A 16,824-nucleotide genomic window follows, 5' to 3' on the forward strand; every position below is an offset into this window, starting at 1 on the left:
CGGCATTGCAAAGATAATGCTTTTTCGCAGTCTTGCCTAATTATCCGCCTGTTTTTTCTTCCGTACCGCCCTCTTTCTGCGCCTTCACAATGCGATACATCTTGCGGTAGCGCGTGCCCACGTTCTCCAACCGGCCCTCGGCTTCGAGCCGCCGAGCCAACCTGTAGGCCACGGGGCGCGAAAGGTGTAGTTCAGCCTGCAGGTCGCCCACGAAGATGTAGTCCGCCTCGTCGAACCACCGCTCAAGCGTGGCATCAATCTCCGCAGCCGTAGGCGTGGCATGCTGTTCATAGCGATAGGTCACATTCTCGAAGCGCGTGTCCTCCAGCGCCTGCATCAGCCCCTTCTCGGGCCGGAAGTTCACCGTGCGCACGTGCGGATAGCGCAGCCTCATCTTCTTCGTCTTCGGGTCTTCGTAGAGTTCGCCCCTCACGGCCAGCGAGAAGTATCCCAGTCCCGGCAGGTGTACGCGGTTGCCGAGTTTGAGCTGTTCGGCCAGCTCGTGTTTCAGCGCGATGAGCGCGCCCACGAGGTCGGCCACGGTCATCGCCGTCGCCGTTTCAATGCGTTCGCCCATGCGTTCCAGTCCCACGGTTTCATACTCGTCGAGCACCACGCGATGCTCCTTGTTGTGCGGCAGTTTCCCACCCGTTTTTAAGACTTTGTAAGGTACAGTCATCGTCTTGTGTTTTAAGTTAATGTATACTTGTCCTCCTTATAAACGTATGCTTGTCCTCCTTATAGGAGTGCGGCAGCCTTTATATCGTGTTTGTCATTGTCAATATACTTGAATCATCAAATTATCACCATGGTGAGAAATATTTATCACCATGTAGAGAATTTCGTCTCACCATGGTGATAAATATTTCTCACCATGTAGATAATTCTCATATCACGGTACAAAGATAATGACAATCACGGAATAATGCAAGCGATAGTCCTATAATATTTAAAGAGTAATCCAAAGGCCCACCCTCGACCCCTCCTAAGGCCCACCCCGGCCCCTCCTAACACCCACCCCAGCCCTCCCAAAGGGAGGGAGACCGAGCTTGCGGGCTAATTGAGGAATAAAGATAGACCTTGTGAACTGAAGTGTTCGCAAGGTCTATTCAATTCATAATAACCTTATCCATCATTAGCCCGCAAGTTCGGTCTCCCTCCCTTTGGGAGGGCCGGGGTGGGTGTTAGGAGGGGTTAGGGGTGGGCTCCTCCTCCCCTTCCCTCCCCTACCTTCTATCCAGCTTCCCGTTGAACGTGCGGCGGATATGGTCCGTCTGTTCGTAGAGGGCGGGAACTTTGTAGGCCTCGAGCAAGATGGCAAGATGGCGGGCAATGACTTTCGTGTCGGGCACGGACGACGGTTCGGCCACGAACAAGAGCTTCAGGGCGCTGCCCGTGACGGGATGCGGGACGGCGGTGCAGATGCAATCGACGATGCCGGGCAGGGCGAGTGCGGCCGCTTCGACCTCGGTGGGGGCCACTTTGTAGCCTCCGACGTTGATGATGTCGTCCTCGCGACCGATGATGCAGAGGCGGCCCTCTTCGTCAATATGGCCAAGGTCGGCGGTGAAGAGCGTGTCGTCGTGCAGTATCTGCCGGGTAAGCTCGGGGTCGCCTGCGTATCGGGTCATGAGCGTTGCGCCTTGGCAGGCAATGGTGCCCTTGTCGGTGATGAAGAAGCGCGAATGGGGCATGGCGTGGCCCACGCAGCCGCCGATGCACGTGTCGTTGTAGTCGAAGGTGGCAATGATGCCCGTCTCGGTGGAGGCGTAGGTGTTGTAAAGGCGCGTGCGGGGAAGCAGGGCGCAGAGGCGGCTCATGTCGTCGGGCGCAATGGGTGCGGCTCCCGTCTCGATGAAGTCGAGCTTGTCGGCATACCGTTGCAGTCGTTTGGCGGCAAGGAGGACGAGCATGCGAATGTTGGCCGGCACGAGGAACGTGGCCAGTCGGCACGAGGGATAGTCCAATGCACGGAAGAAGGCGTTGAGGTCGGTCATGCCCTGCAAGAGGTAGAGCGTGGCCCCGCAAACAATCGTAGGAAAGACCTTGGAGAGCGAGCCGAAATGACTGAGCGGGCCGCAGACGATGAAGACCGTGTCGTGACGATAGCCTTGTGCGGCGATGAGGTTCGCAGCATCGGCCATGATGGCCTTGTGGCTGATGACGACGCCCTTCGGTCGGCCCGTCGTTCCCGTGGTGTAGAGAACGTCGGCCGTGTCGTGGGCGAATGTCTCGGTTGACAGTTGTTCCTCGATGGTGCGGAAACGTCGGGGCGGTGCGTCCTTGTCTAACGGAACGGCAATGGCTCCGGCCCGGTGAATGGCGAGATAGGTGACGAGGAAGTCTATGGGCCTGCTGCTTGCGAACACGACGGCCTGCCCTTTCCTGTCGCTTAAAGCCTCGGCCTTCTCGCACACGGCTTGGTGGAGCTCGCGGTAGGTGAGCTGCTGCTCCGGCGTGACGACCGCAGGCTTTTCGGGATAGCGGTCGGCGTTCAGACAGAGATGTTCTTCAATCGTCTTCACTTCTCCTGTAGTTTGGCTTCGACGAGTGCGGCAAGGCTTTCGAGCGACTTGAGGTTCTTGGGTGTGGCGTCTTCCGACTCCAAGGTGATGCCGTAGTGTGCCGACAAGAGCATGAGAATGGTTGTAACACCCAACGAGTCCAGCTCGCTGAAGAGGAAGTCGGAGTCAAGGTCTACCAGCGGCAAGGCCTCTTCCAAAAGACTGCGTATGTCTTCTTTGCTAATCATCTGTTTTGTTTGATGGTTGAGAGGGCAAAGGTAAGAAAGAAAATCCTGCAAACATATATGTTTAAGGGTTGTTAACATGGTATCCCTGAAATACAATTATCAAGGTAAAATATTTGCAGAATAGAAAAATCCTATTACCTTTGCATTGCAAACTAAAGATTACAATCTATTAAAATGAGCAACAAGATTATCCATTCAGGTGTGATAAAGTCTATCGGCGTCGATTGTCTTTATGTGGAAATCATGCAGGCGTCAGCGTGTGCTGATTGTCGGGTTGCCGGGAATTGCCATGCATCTGAGGCGAAAGTCAAGGTGGTAGACGTGTATTGTCGTGATGTAGCCCGCTATCATGTCGGTGAACGAGTTATTGTTTCTACAACGAGTCAGGTAGGGTTAATGGCAATGCTTTATGCTTATCTCTTTCCTTTGATCGTTTTGATGACGACTCTTATCTTGGTTCGTATCTGCACGAGGAGTGATGGATGGGCCGCACTTTCGGCATTAGCCACTTTGATACCTTATTATATAGTGCTCTATCTCTTCCGTGAGAGAATAAAAGAGCAGGTGCACTTCAATATCGAACAAGAATCTAACTAAAACATATCAGAACATTATGAATTTTGTGTTGACAGCAGTATGTGTTCTTGGAGCTATCGCATTGGTTGCAGCCATTGTGTTGTATGTGGTTTCCAAGAAGTTTGCTGTGGAGGAAGACCCTCGCATTGGTGAGGTAACAGCACTTCTGCCCGGTGCGAACTGCGGTGGCTGTGGTTTTGCCGGTTGTTCGGGCATGGCCGGAGCATTGGTTTGTGGTGCAGACAAAGGCTCTATCGAGGGGTTGGTCTGTCCTGTCGGAGGTGAGGAGGTGATGAAGCAGGTTGCTGATGCCTTGGGTATTACAGTCGCAATAGCAGAAGCGATGGTTGCTGTTGTGCGTTGTAATGGTAGTTGTGCGCATCGTCCGCGTATTGCTGCTTATGATGGTTTGCATACTTGTGCCGCCATGCATGCCACAGGTGCAGGTGAGACCGGTTGTGGTTTTGGTTGTTTAGGTTGTGGTGATTGTGTGGAAGCTTGTCTGTTTGATGCTATCCATATCAATGAGGAAACCGGACTTCCTGAGGTTGATGAGAATAAATGTACCAGTTGCGGTGCATGTGTAAAGGCTTGCCCTCGCCATATCATTGAACTTAGAAAGAAGGGGCCTAAAGGTCGCCGTGTTTATGTGCAATGTGTCAATATGGACAAGGGGGCTGTGGCGAAGAAGGCCTGCGAGGTAGCTTGTATCGGTTGTGGGAAATGTGAGAAAGTTTGCAAGTTTGAAGCGATTACGATAGAAAAGAATCTAAGTTATATCGACTATAATAAATGTCGTCTGTGTACGAAATGTGTAGACGAATGCCCGACAGGTGCTATCGTGAAAATTAATTTCCCGTTGAAGAAGATGGTGAACACAGAAGTTGTGTCGCAAGAAAGCGAGGTGAAAGTATGAAGTTGTTTACATTCAGAATAGGTGGTGTGCACCCACAGGAACATAAGCTGACAGCTGATATTCCTACAAAAGAAGCGGCTTTGCCTAAGGCTGCAGTATTTCCTTTGGGGCAACATATTGGAGCACCGGCAAGGCCTGTCGTAAAGCGTGGAGATAAGGTAAAGGTAGGTACATTGATAGCTGAGGCAAATGGTTTTGTGAGTGCTCCTATCTACAGTTCCGTATCGGGAACAGTAGCAAAGATAGATACATCGATTGATGCAACAGGTTATCGTCAGCCTGTCATTATTATTAATGTAGAAGGTGATGAGTGGGAAGAAGGGATTGATAGAAGTAGTGAGTTGGAAAACATGGAAGCACATCCCGAACTGACAGCCGAAGAAATTATCGAACGAATAAAGATTGCAGGCATTACGGGAATGGGAGGTGCAAGTTTTCCTACTTTTATCAAATTGTGCCCTCCTCCAACTGCCAAGGCAGAATGTATTATTGTCAATGCAGTTGAATGCGAACCTTATATCACGGCAGACTATCGGCTTATGATGGAGCATGCGGCAGAGATATTGGTCGGCTTAAAATTATTAATGAAGGCAGCAAAAGTAGAAAAAGGCTATATCGGTATAGAAGAGAACAAGCCGAAAGCCATTGAGTTGCTGACCGAATTAACAGTAGAAGATTCACAGATTACCATTGTTCCGTTGGCGATGAAGTATCCCCAAGGTGGTGAGAAGCAGTTAGTTGATGCAGTGATAGGAAGGCAGGTCCCGGCTCCACCGGCTATACCTGTTAATGTTGGAGCCATCGTTCAGAACGTAGGTACGGTGTTTGCCGTTTATCAAGCTGTAATGAAACACAAGCCTTTGTTTGAGCGATATACGACTGTTACGGGCGAGCATATCAAACAGCCGGGTAACTTCTTGGTGAGAATGGGAACGCCTTTCAAGGACTTGATAGCAGCATGTGGAGGACTTCCTGATGGGGACAATAAAGTGTTGGCAGGTGGTCCGATGATGGGAAAATCGGTGATTAGCTTAGAGGTTCCTGTAACTAAAGGCACCAATTCCATTACTGTTCTAACAGATGCCGATGCACATCGCAAGCCTATTGAACCTTGCATTCGTTGCGGCAAGTGTGTGGAAGTGTGTCCGATGGGACTTGAACCCTATTTGTTAGCAACGCTTTCAGCTTTCAAACACTATGAACGTTTGGAGCAAGAAGATGTTGTTTCATGTATTTCGTGTGGTTCTTGCCAGTTTACTTGCCCTTCACATCGTCCTATACTTGATAATATCTTGCAAGGAAAGGGTGTGGTCATGAGCCGTATTAAGGCGAGGAATCAAAAATAATTGATGATTAAGATAATAATGGGGAATTTAATTGTTTCTTTAAGTCCGCATGCGCATGGAACCGAAAGCGTTGAGAAGAACATGTTTGGTGTCGTCATTGCGCTTTTGCCTGCAGTGCTGATTTCTCTTTTCTATTTCGGATTGGGAAGTGCAGTCGTATTGTTAAGTAGTGTGGCTGCATGTATGTTTCTTGAATGGGCCATTTCCAAGTATATACTGAAACGTCGACCTACGCTCTCTGACGGTTCAGCCATAGTGACAGGATTGCTTTTGGGCATGAATCTACCGAGTAATCTGCCGGTATGGATTATATTGATAGGTGCCTTGATGGCTATTGGCGTGGGGAAGATGAGTTTTGGTGGGCTGGGTAATAATCCCTTTAATCCAGCTTTAGTGGGGCGATGTATTTTGTTGGTGAGCTTTCCGGCGCAAATGACTTCATGGCCTGTTGCCGGTCAGATGAGTAGTTATTTAGATGCAGAGACAGGTGCCACGCCACTTAGTGTGATGAAAGCGGCTATTAAGACCGGTAACTCAGACTTGCTAACAACGCTTCCTGACACTTTCCACATGTTATTGGGCAATAATCCCTTGGGTGGAGCCGGTACAATTGGCGAGGTTTGCGCCATTGCTTTGTTGTTAGGCTTTATTTATCTGTTGTGGAAAAAAGTCATTACATGGCATATTCCTGTGACTATCATTACAACAGTGTTTGTTTTCAGTGGTTTGCTCCATTTGGCAAGTCCGGTATATGCAAATCCGTTTGTTGTAATATTGAGTGGTGGCATCATGTTGGGTGCAATCTTTATGGCAACCGACTACGTGACATCCCCAATGACCCATAAAGGGCAAATCATCTATGGCATTGCCATTGGTTTCTTGACTATTGTCATTCGCAACTGGGGCAGTTATCCTGAGGGAATGAGTTTTGCGATTTTGATTATGAATGCCTTTACACCGCTTATCAATCTCTACACGAAGCCAAAGAGATTTGGTGAAAAGTTAAATCGATAAACATTTAAAAGAATAAGAAAGATGCAGAAAATCAAATCATCTTTACCCAATATGGTGGGCGTGCTGGTAGGTTTTTCATTGCTGATAGGTGTAATCTTGGCTTCTGTTAACCAAATAACCGAAGGACCTATCAAGATAAAACAGGAGCAGACACTTGCTGCGGGCATCAAAACAGTTATGCAATGTCAGCAGATAAGTGTGGCGGCGCCACTTGAAGTAACAGATACCATAGACGGAAAGCTTTCTTCTTTCGTAATTCATGCTTGTGCCGGTGCAACGGGAGAAAGATTGGGAGCTGCTGTCGAAAGTTCTACAAATGCTTTTGGTGGCGAACTAAAAGTGTTAGTCGGTTTTGATACAAATGGGCATATTTTGGGATATACCATATTGGCCAGTTCAGAGACTCCGGGACTGGGAGCAAAGGTTGATCAATGGTTTCAAAAAGACGGAAAGGGAAACATCATTGGCAAAAATCCAAAAGGAGGCTCGCTTACTGTCAGTAAAGATGGTGGTGACGTAGATGCCATTACTGCCTCAACCATTACAAGTCGGGCTTTTCTGAAGGCAATTAATCAAGCCTACCGGGCTTATATGAAAATAGATTGGGCGCATGAAAAAGTTTGTTTTGAGCCGACGAATCAGTAGAACAAGAAAAACAAAGACGATGAGCAATATTAAAATATTATTGAATGGATTGATTAAGGAAAATCCAATCTTTGTGCTGTTCCTTGGTATGTGTCCTACACTTGCTACAACAACAAGTGCAATCAACGGTTTGTCCATGGGACTTGCTACAATGACAGTGCTGATATGTACGAATTTCGTGATTTCATGTATCAAGAAAGTTACACCCGACATGGTTAGGATTCCCGTTTTCATCGTTGTGATTGCGGCTTTCGTAACGATATTGCAGATGTTTATGAGCGCCTATGCGCCTGACTCTGTCAATAAGGCATTGGGTATTTATATCCCTTTGATTGTCGTGAACTGCATCATATTGGGTCGTGCAGAGAGTTTTGCCTGCAAGAACACTCCTTTGACCAGCATTTTTGATGCCATAGGAATTGGTTTAGGCTTCACTTTAGGGCTCACTTTGTTGGGAAGCGTCAGAGAATTGCTGGGTTCCGGAAGCCTTTTCGGTCTGCGTATGCTTCCCGAAACAACCAATATTCTGTTATTTGTTCTGCCACCGGGTGCATTTCTTACACTTGGATATCTCGTAGCAATCTTTAATAAAATCAGAACTTCTAAGTAATTTGAACGATGGAATACCTATTGATATTCGTTTCGGCAATCTTTGTCAACAACATCGTCTTGTCACAGTTCTTGGGCATCTGTCCATTTCTCGGGGTATCTAAAAAGATAGATACTGCCATAGGAATGGGAGGTGCACTGGCTTTTGTCTTGACTTTGGCCACCATTATTACATGGCTCATTCAGAAATATGTGCTTGATGCGTTGAATCTCGAATACTTACAGACGTTGGCGTTTATTCTTGTCATTGCAGCTTTGGTTCAGATGGTTGAAATCATCTTGAAGAAAGTTTCTCCTTCACTCTATCAGGCCTTGGGAATCTTTCTTCCTTTGATTACAACAAACTGTTGTGTGCTGGGTGTGGCCATTCTTGTCATCCAAAAAGACTACACATTGTTGCAAAGTATCGTCTATGCTTTCTCTACGGCACTGGGCTTTGCGCTTTCTTTAGTGCTGTTTGCCGGACTTCGTGAGCAGCAGGAATTGGTCAATATCCCGAAAGGTATGCGAGGAATGAGCATCGTTCTTGTCACGGCTTCACTACTTGCTTTGGCCTTCATGGGGTTCAGTGGCCTTGAGAGCGGATTGCGAGTTTTGTTTGGATTGGGCTAAAAATAATAAATATTTACTACAATGGTATATGATTTTTCGTTTAATTTATGTACCTTTGTTGCAATATAAACATAAACAATTGCTATGAAACAGACAATACTTGTTACGGGCGGCACGGGCTTTATCGGCTCGCATACGGCCGTAGAGTTGATAGAAGCAGGCTATGAGGTGGTTATTATTGACGACCTGAGTAACTCAAAACTGGAAGTGCTCGACGGCATCGAGCAGATAACGGGCACCAGACCTGCCTTTGAGAAGGTCGACCTACGGGACAAAACGGCTACCGAAAACGTTTTTAAGAAGTATCCAAAGATTGAAGGTATCATTCATTTTGCTGCTTCCAAGGCAGTCGGAGAGAGCGTTCAAAAGCCTTTACTCTACTATCGTAACAACATTGTTTCATTGATTAACCTGTTGGAATTGATGCCGAAATATAACGTAAAGGGCTTCATCTTCTCTTCAAGTTGCACGGTTTATGGACAGCCGAAACCCGAGAATTTGCCCGTAACGGAGGAGGCACCGCATCAGAAGGCCACCTCCCCATACGGCAATACCAAGGAAATCAACGAGCAAATCATCTATGATTACATTCATAGCGGAGCCGATATCAAGAGCATCGTCCTGCGCTATTTCAATCCAATCGGGGCGCATCCGTCTGCCTTGATCGGTGAACTGCCCAACGGCGTGCCTGCAAATCTCATTCCTTTTGTCACGCAAACGGCCATGGGTATTCGCAAGGAACTCACTATTTTCGGCAATGATTACAACACACCCGATGGTACTTGTATCCGCGATTACATCTATGTGGTCGACTTGGCAAAGGCACATGTAGCTGCCATGCGGCGCGTATTGGACGAGAAAACCGACCGTATCGAATACTTTAATATAGGAACCGGACACGGAAATACAACTAAGGAAATCGTCGAAACATTTGAAGAAGCGACGAGAGTTAAGGTGAACTGGAAGTACGGTCCACGCCGCGAAGGCGACATAGAAAAGATATGGGGCGACTGTACCAAGGCCAACAACGTACTCGGTTGGAAGGCCGAAACACCGTTGAAAGACGTACTTGCCAGTGCATGGAAATGGCAAAAGAAACTGCGTGAAGACGGTATCATGTAACAGAAATAAGGAAAACAATCCTGTCTGTAATGACTTTAGACGGTGATTTCGTTTCTCCTGCGGTCCGAGTCTGCGATGAATAGTCGCAGACTTTTTTGGTTAAATAACATTAAACATTGGCTTCTGCGAGACCGTAAGCACGCGTGTGCCGATAAATATTCATACCTTTGCACGCGCTGTCACGTGTTGGCAGCATTAATTCAAACCTAATTAAAATTTTAAGAAATGGCAACAAAAATCAGATTGCAGCGCGGCGGCCGTAAAGGCTATGCTTTTTATGGTATCGTAATCGCTGACGTTAGAGCACCACGTGATGGTAAATTTACTGAGAAGATTGGTACTTACAATCCAAATACCAATCCTGCTACCGTAGATTTGAATTTCGACCGCGCCCTCTATTGGGTGGAAACCGGTGCACAACCCACTGACACTGTCCGCAACATTCTCAAGAGCGAAGGCGTTTACATGATGAAACACCTCCGTGGAGGTGTTAAAAAGGGTGCTTTCGATGAGGCTACTGCACAGAAAAAGTTCGATGCTTGGAAGGAAAACAAGCTGAAAGGCTTTGAGGCTATCCGTGAGAAGGATGCGAAAACAAAGAAGGATGCCGAGAAAGCTGAGCTCGAAGCAGAGAAGAAGATGAATGAAGCTATCGCCAAAAAGGTAGCTGACAAGAAGGCTGCTGCAGCTGTTGAAAAGGCAGAAGCAGAAGCAGCAAAGCATGCTGAAGAGACGGAACAGCAACCAGAAGAGGCCGCTCCGGCTGCTGAAGCAGAGGCTCCTGTAGCTGAAGTGGAGGCTCCGGAAGAAGAAACAGAAACTCCGGCAGAAGCATAACACTTTTTTAACGGAATAAAGAAAAGGGGCGAACAGCATGTTCGTCCCTTTTTTAGTGACTTTATCCATTCGGTCGTGCCGGTTTATGGCCGAGATGGAAATGTAGGGATACACGATTCGTGCCTTCACTCAAGATGAATTGAAAGTATCCTTGACCTTTAAATTTCTTGAAAAAACTCAGAAAAGTTTACAATATCATTTCTCTTTGCTTTTCAATAAGGCGAGGTTATGGGACGATTTGGATTGTTCTGTCATGCAAAATGGGGTATATTGGCATACAAGATGGGCCATCTTAGCGTGCGAAATGCCCCATTTCGCGATGCAATATGGCCTGAATTGAAAAAGATTTCACCCCGTTCATCGTCTCGTTTGCAAGGTGATATGAAAAAGGGAAAGCATGATGACGCTTTCCCCTGATGCAAATATACGAAATATTGCAGGCGAATGCAAATCTATTGTGAAAGATATTGACAAACAAAAAGGCTTTCTTCAGCCGCAAGGAAAGCGGTGCATAAGAGGCGGAATAGGGAGATAGGGAAGGTATGGCACTTATTGAATCCGTTCATTCTCACCTGTTTTTAGAAGTAATTTGCTCTTTGAAAGTTTCTTAAAATCAGAAGACAGCCTCTTATTTTAATATAAATTAGTTGCTGTTATGGCTGTCTCTTGCCGATTTGTTGTAATTTTGCGTTCATAAAATTATAATTGAAACAAACAAATTATGGCTGAAACGTTAGACATTCGTGAACTGAATATGATGATAGAGCAGCAAAGTGGTTTCGTGACCAACCTTGTTGCAGGTATGGATCAAGTGATTGTCGGCCAGAAACACCTGGTAGATTCGCTGCTCATTTCGCTGTTAAGCGATGGTCATGTCCTATTGGAAGGCGTGCCGGGATTGGCAAAAACACTGGCCATTAAAACGCTTTCGCAACTGATAGAAGCCAATTTCAGCAGGATACAGTTTACGCCTGACTTGCTTCCTGCCGATGTTATCGGTACGCAAATCTATTCGCAGAAAGACGAAAGCTTCCATGTGAAGAAGGGACCTGTGTTTGCCAACTTCGTATTGGCAGACGAAATCAACCGAGCCCCGGCCAAAGTACAAAGTGCTTTGCTTGAGGCAATGCAGGAACATCAGGTGACTATCGGTGAAAAGACATTTTCTTTGCCGAGTCCTTTCCTTGTCATGGCAACACAAAACCCTATAGAACAAGAGGGAACCTATCAGCTGCCCGAGGCTCAAGTGGACCGTTTCATGCTGAAAGTCGTGATAGATTACCCCACGCTTGAAGAGGAAAAGCTGATTATCAAGGAGAACATTGCTGGCTGTTTCCCCACGGTCAAGCCTGTGACGAGCGCAACCGAAATCATGAAAGCCCGCGAGGTGGTCAGTCAGGTTTACATCGACGAGAAGATAGCACAGTATATTGCCGACATTGTCTTCGCCAGTCGTTACCCCGAACGTTACGGGTTGGGCGAGCTGAAAGACCTGATAACCTACGGCGGAAGCCCGCGTGCAAGCATCAATTTGGCCAAGGCGGCCCGTGCATATGCCTTCATCAAACACAGAGGATATGTGGTTCCGGAAGACGTGCGCGCTGTGGTTCACGACGTGATGCGCCATCGTATCGGCCTGTCCTACGAGGCCGAAGCCAGCAATGTCAGTGCAGAGGAAATCGTATCTAAGATAGTTAATAAGGTAGAAGTGCCTTGATGGATACATCAGAAATCATAAAAAAGGTCAGGAAGATAGAGATCAAGGCACGTGGCTTGAGTCAGAATATCTTTGCGGGGCAGTACCATTCGGCCTTTAAGGGGCGTGGAATGGCTTTCAGTGAAGTGAGAGAATACCAATATGGTGACGATGTCCGCGATATAGATTGGAATGTCACGGCTCGCTTTCATCGCCCCTATGTGAAGGTGTTTGAGGAAGAACGTGAGCTGACGGTGATGCTGTTGGTGGACGTCAGCGGCTCGCTTGACTTCGGAACTGTACGTCAGACCAAGCGTGAAATGGTGACCGAGATTGCTGCAACGCTGGCTTTCAGTGCCATTCAGAATAACGATAAGATCGGAGTTATCTTCTTTTCAGATCGGATAGAGAAGTATATCCCGCCCAAAAAGGGCCGCCGTCACATCCTTTATATCATTCGTGAACTGTTGGATTTCAAGCCCGTGAGTGTCCGGACGGACGTCGGTATGGCCGTGTCTTACCTTACGCGCATGATGAAGCGGCGCACAACGGCCTTCCTCTTGAGCGACTTCTACACGCGTGACGACTTCACAAAGGCTATGCAAATAGCCAATTCGAAACACGACATGGTGGCCATTCAGGTCTATGACCCACGTGCGAAGATGCTGCCGGATATCGGATTGATGAAGGTTCTTGATGCCGAAACAGGACATGAGATGATTATCGACACCGGTTCGGCTAAGTTGCGGCAGGCTCATACTCGCTATTGGGTGGAGCGCGAAGACCGACTTCATACGCTGTTTGCCAAGAGTAAGGTCGATTGGACTTCGGTGGCTACGAATGAAAACTTTACGAAAGCACTGATGCTGCTGTTTAAGAAAAGAGCATAAATGAGATTTTTAAGGAATATAATCATTGCGGTTGGAATAATGTTCTCGGCTGTAGGCCGGGCACAACAGGTGCAAGTGGAACAAACTATCGACTCCATTACCATTCTGATTGGGCAGCAAGCTCGCATGATCTTAGCTGTGACGGCCCGCCATGACGCAAAGATTGTTTGGCCACGTTTCAAGCCTTCACAATCTTTGGTGCCCGGTGTTGAGGTCGTAGAGCAGCATGACGGAGAGGTAACCGAAGTCGATGGCATGACAAAGGTCAGCCATGTTTACACGTTAACCAGCTTTGATGAGAAGCTTTATGCCATTCCTGCACTGACCGTAAAGGTAGACGGACGGACGTTTAAAGGCTCGCAATTGGCCTTAAAAGTGCTTACCGTTCCGGTCGATACGCTGCATCCTAATCAGTTTTTCCCGCCAAAAGATGTCCAAGACAATCCTTTCTTGTGGAGTGAATGGCGCATGGTATTTTGGCTGAGCATTGTCGTTGTGATGCTTTGTCTGCTGACTGGCTATTTATATGTGCGTTTGAAAAAGAACAAACCCATCATTACACGTATCAGGATTGTCAGACATGTGCCTGCACATCAAAAGGCGTTGCATGAAATAGAGGAGATCAAGGCTTCGCACATGGCAAACTCTGAAAATCAAAAGGAATATTATACAAGGCTTACCGACACCTTGCGAAAGTACATCGAAGAGCGTTTCGGCTTCAATGCCATGGAGATGACCAGCAACGAAATCATTTGTCGGTTGAGAGAAACCGGTGACCAAAAGGGCATTGATGAACTACATGAACTCTTTGAAACAGCCGATTTGGTGAAGTTTGCCAAGCATAATGCACTCATCAATGAGAACGATTTAAACCTTGTCAATGCAGCCAAGTTCATCGACGAGACCAAGACTGCGACGAAAGAAGTGGAAGAACGTATCGTTCCGAAGTTGAGTGAAGACGAAGAAAAGATGCGCAAGAACCGCGTAACGCTCAAGACCTTGATTTATACCTCGGTGGTCTTGGTGATTGTTTTGGTCGCTTATATTGTTTATCAACTGTCACAATTGTTAGGTTAAGCATCATGGAATTTGCAAATAAAGAGTATTTCATCTTATTGATATTGCTGATACCCTACATTTTGTGGTATTTCCTTTATCGCAACAAGCGTGAGCCTACGATGCTGATGAGCGACACTTTTGCCTATCGCCATGCGCCGAAGAGTTGGAAAATGAGATTGATCGATTTGCCAATGGGGTTGCGTTGCATTGCATTTGTGTTGATTGTCATCGTTATGACTCGTCCCCAGACCCACAACTCTTGGGACAATAAGCAGGTAGAGGGCATCGATATCATGCTGGCAATGGACGTCTCAACCTCGATGTTGGCTGAAGATTTGAAGCCTAACAGATTGGAAGCAGCCAAGAACGTGGCTTCGGAATTCATCGCTGACCGGCCCAATGACAATATAGGATTGACCATTTTTGCCGGCGAGGCCTTTACCCAATGCCCGATGACTACTGACCATGCGTCGCTGATAAACCTGTTGCAGAGCGTAAGAACCGATATAGCTGCCCGCGGATTGATTTCCGATGGCACGGCTGTCGGTATGGGATTGGCAAATGCCGTGAGCCGTTTGAAAGATTCAAAAGCCAAAAGTAAGGTTGTCATCTTGCTGACTGACGGTAGTAATAACATGGGAGATATTTCGCCGATGACGAGTGCACAGATAGCACGTAGCATGGGTATCCGCGTCTATACGATTGGTGTAGGGACGAACAAGGTGGCACCCTATCCGATGCCGGTGGCCGGAGGAACGCAATATGTGAATATTCCCGTGGAGATAGACAGCAAGACCTTGAGTGCTATTGCTGCCACGACAGAGGGCAATTTCTATCGGGCAACGAATAACAGGGAATTGAAACAGATTTATAAAGATATCGATCAGCTCGAAAAGAGCAAGATGGACGTGAAGAAATTCTCGAAACGCTATGAGGCTTATCAACCATTTGCGATTGCAGCACTCTTGGTTTTGTTGTTGGAAGTTATCCTTCGGACGACTGTTTTGAGAAGAATTCCTTAAAAGAAAAGGCATGTTAAGATTTGAAGATCCTGCATATTTGTGGCTGTTGCTCATCATTCCCGTTTTGGCAATGATGAGATTTGCGGTGTGGCGGCAGCGGAAAAAGAAACTGCGGAAGTTTGGTGACCCGGTCTTGCTGAAGGAGATGATGCCCGATGTTTCGGCATATCGTCCAACAATAAAGTTTTGGTTGCTGCTGACGGCCATCGCTGTTTTAGTGTTAATAATTGCACGTCCACAGGCAGGAACAAAGATTTCGCATGATAAGCGGAATGGCATCGAGGCTATCATAGCCTTGGATATCAGTAATTCGATGTTGGCCGAAGACGTTGTACCATCGAGATTGGAAAAGAGTAAACTGCTCGTCGAGAACCTTGTAGACCACTTCACGAATGACAAAGTAGGGCTTGTGGTATTCGCCGGTGATGCCTTCGTACAGCTACCGATAACAAGTGACTACGTATCGGCCAAGATGTTCTTGCAGAATATCAACCCTTCTCTGATAGCCACACAGGGAACCGATCTTGCACGTGCAATCACATTGAGTCAGAACAGCTTTACGCAACAGGATAATGTAGGCAAGGCAATCATTGTCATCACCGATGGCGAGGACCATGAAGGTGGTGCTTTGGAGGCGGCCCAGGCTGCCCATAAGAAAGGAATCAATGTCTTTATCTTGGGAATTGGTGACCCTAAAGGTTCACCGATACCTGATGGTGAGGGTGGTTACATGAAAGATAACAGCGGACAAACCGTGATGTCTGCGCTGAATGAGCAAATGTGCCGTCAGATTGCACAAGCCGGTAGCGGCACATATATCCATGTTGACAACACGAATGAGGCACAGGAGAAACTGAATGCGGAACTGTCTAAATTGCAAAGTGGGACAACTGACGTTGTCATCTATAGTGAATACAGTGAGCAATTTCAGGCTTTTGGTATTATTTTGCTGTTGCTGTTGGTGGCAGAAGTCATGTTGCTGGAATCAAAGAACCCGCTGTTGAAGAATGTAAGATTGTTTAAGAGAAAGCGATATGACAAATCCGTTGTTCTACTATTGGTCTGCATGTTGGGCGGAACAGTGTATGCGCAGACCGACAGACAGTATATTAGAAACGGAAATAAACTGTTTCGCGATCAGAATTTCATCAAGGCAGAAGTGGAATACCGTAAGGCCGTATCGAAAAAGCCGGATAATCCGCAGGCACTTTACAATCTTGGAACGGCCCTGTTGATGCAACAGAAGGATTCCTCTGCAACGGATATGCTGCAAAAGGCAGGAAAGTTGGAAACGAATAAAATTCGTAAGTCGCAGAGTTATCACAATATAGGGTATATCTGCCAGCGTCATCAAATGTATGCAGAGGCCATTCAAGCCTATAAAGAAGCCTTGCGCAACAATCCAATGGATAATGAGACGCGCTATAACCTTGCTTTGTGTAAGAAACTATTGAAGAATAATCCACAGAGCAAGAAACAACAGAAGCAGAAGGACAAGAAAGACAAGAATAACAAAGATAATAAAGACAAAAAGGACAAGCAACAAGATCAGAAGAAGCAGGATAAAAACGAACAGCAAAAGCCGAAAGATCGTATGAGTAAAGACAATGCTGAACAGTTACTCAATGCTGCCATACAGAATGAGAAAGCAACACAGCAGCGTATATCAAAGGCCATGCAACAGCGTGGTAGTCGTAGATTGCAGAAAAATTGGTAAGTAGTAGAGGT

At 46.9% G+C, this 16,824-nt stretch carries 17 protein-coding genes; 14 read left to right on the top strand and 3 right to left on the bottom strand.

Features of this window, described 5'->3' with window-relative positions; translation table 11 throughout:
* Nucleotides 1-40 precede the first annotated feature (40 nt).
* From H164_RS0108605 to H164_RS0108615, 3 genes are all read right to left on the bottom strand, one after another.
* On the bottom strand, nt 41-679 hold the full coding sequence (locus tag H164_RS0108605; protein ID WP_019968238.1) for an HU family DNA-binding protein: 639 nt from the start codon (nt 677-679) through the stop codon (nt 41-43).
* Nucleotides 680-1,226: 547 nt separating this feature from the next.
* A complete protein-coding gene (locus H164_RS0108610) occupies nt 1,227-2,525 on the bottom strand; it encodes a class I adenylate-forming enzyme family protein (RefSeq protein WP_019968239.1) in 1,299 nt (432 codons plus the stop codon).
* Complete coding sequence (locus tag H164_RS0108615; RefSeq protein ID WP_019968240.1) at nt 2,522-2,752, bottom strand: acyl carrier protein; 231 nt, start codon at nt 2,750-2,752, stop codon at nt 2,522-2,524. Before H164_RS0108615 ends, H164_RS0108610 begins: the two co-directional genes overlap by 4 nt.
* A gap of 174 nt (nt 2,753-2,926) precedes the next feature.
* On the opposite strand from H164_RS0108615, the gene H164_RS0108620 reads away from it, so the two are divergent.
* The 14 genes from H164_RS0108620 to H164_RS0108690 all read left to right on the top strand — a co-directional run bounded on the left by H164_RS0108620 (nt 2,927) and on the right by H164_RS0108690 (nt 16,813).
* A complete protein-coding gene (locus H164_RS0108620) occupies nt 2,927-3,349 on the top strand; it encodes a SoxR reducing system RseC family protein (protein ID WP_019968241.1) in 423 nt (140 codons plus the stop codon).
* 16 nt (nt 3,350-3,365) lie between these two features.
* A complete protein-coding gene (locus tag H164_RS0108625; RefSeq protein WP_025830333.1) occupies nt 3,366-4,244 on the top strand; it encodes a Fe-S cluster domain-containing protein in 879 nt (292 codons plus the stop codon).
* On the top strand, nt 4,241-5,590 hold the full coding sequence (gene rsxC / locus H164_RS0108630; protein ID WP_019968243.1) for an electron transport complex subunit RsxC: 1,350 nt from the start codon (nt 4,241-4,243) through the stop codon (nt 5,588-5,590). The genes H164_RS0108625 and rsxC overlap by 4 nt, the downstream gene beginning before the upstream one ends.
* 18 nt (nt 5,591-5,608) lie before the next feature.
* The gene (locus tag H164_RS0108635) at nt 5,609-6,604 is read left to right on the top strand and encodes an RnfABCDGE type electron transport complex subunit D (protein ID WP_019968244.1); all 996 of its coding nucleotides are present in this window, start codon (nt 5,609-5,611) and stop codon (nt 6,602-6,604) included.
* 21 nt (nt 6,605-6,625) lie between these two features.
* On the top strand, nt 6,626-7,249 hold the full coding sequence (locus H164_RS0108640; protein WP_025830335.1) for an RnfABCDGE type electron transport complex subunit G: 624 nt from the start codon (nt 6,626-6,628) through the stop codon (nt 7,247-7,249).
* A 19-nt stretch (nt 7,250-7,268) separates the two neighbouring features.
* Nucleotides 7,269-7,859, top strand: coding sequence for an electron transport complex subunit RsxE (gene rsxE / locus H164_RS0108645; protein WP_008563654.1), 591 nt, complete (start codon nt 7,269-7,271; stop codon nt 7,857-7,859).
* A gap of 8 nt (nt 7,860-7,867) precedes the next feature.
* The gene (rsxA, locus tag H164_RS0108650) at nt 7,868-8,470 is read left to right on the top strand and encodes an electron transport complex subunit RsxA (RefSeq protein WP_019968247.1); all 603 of its coding nucleotides are present in this window, start codon (nt 7,868-7,870) and stop codon (nt 8,468-8,470) included.
* Between the two features lie 84 nt (nt 8,471-8,554).
* The gene (gene galE / locus H164_RS0108655) at nt 8,555-9,592 is read left to right on the top strand and encodes a UDP-glucose 4-epimerase GalE (RefSeq protein ID WP_019968248.1); all 1,038 of its coding nucleotides are present in this window, start codon (nt 8,555-8,557) and stop codon (nt 9,590-9,592) included.
* A gap of 225 nt (nt 9,593-9,817) precedes the next feature.
* Nucleotides 9,818-10,429: a 30S ribosomal protein S16 gene (locus tag H164_RS0108660; protein WP_019968249.1), complete on the top strand. Its 612-nt coding sequence runs from the start codon at nt 9,818-9,820 to the stop codon at nt 10,427-10,429.
* Between the two features lie 721 nt (nt 10,430-11,150).
* Nucleotides 11,151-12,146: an AAA family ATPase gene (locus H164_RS0108670; protein WP_008563646.1), complete on the top strand. Its 996-nt coding sequence runs from the start codon at nt 11,151-11,153 to the stop codon at nt 12,144-12,146.
* Nucleotides 12,146-13,015: a DUF58 domain-containing protein gene (locus tag H164_RS0108675; RefSeq protein WP_019968251.1), complete on the top strand. Its 870-nt coding sequence runs from the start codon at nt 12,146-12,148 to the stop codon at nt 13,013-13,015. The genes H164_RS0108670 and H164_RS0108675 overlap by 1 nt, the downstream gene beginning before the upstream one ends.
* The gene (locus H164_RS0108680; protein WP_026356304.1) at nt 13,016-14,092 is read left to right on the top strand and encodes a hypothetical protein; all 1,077 of its coding nucleotides are present in this window, start codon (nt 13,016-13,018) and stop codon (nt 14,090-14,092) included.
* A 5-nt stretch (nt 14,093-14,097) separates the two neighbouring features.
* Complete coding sequence (locus tag H164_RS0108685; RefSeq protein WP_019968253.1) at nt 14,098-15,096, top strand: vWA domain-containing protein; 999 nt, start codon at nt 14,098-14,100, stop codon at nt 15,094-15,096.
* Nucleotides 15,097-15,106: 10 nt separating this feature from the next.
* Nucleotides 15,107-16,813 carry a VWA domain-containing protein gene (locus H164_RS0108690; RefSeq protein WP_019968254.1) on the top strand — a complete coding sequence of 569 codons (1,707 nt, stop codon included), beginning with the start codon at nt 15,107-15,109 and terminating at the stop codon, nt 16,811-16,813.
* The last annotated feature ends 11 nt before the right edge of the window (nt 16,814-16,824 follow it).

It is taken from the genome of Segatella maculosa DSM 19339 = JCM 15638 (assembly GCF_000382385.1).
Classification (GTDB): domain Bacteria; phylum Bacteroidota; class Bacteroidia; order Bacteroidales; family Bacteroidaceae; genus Prevotella; species Prevotella maculosa.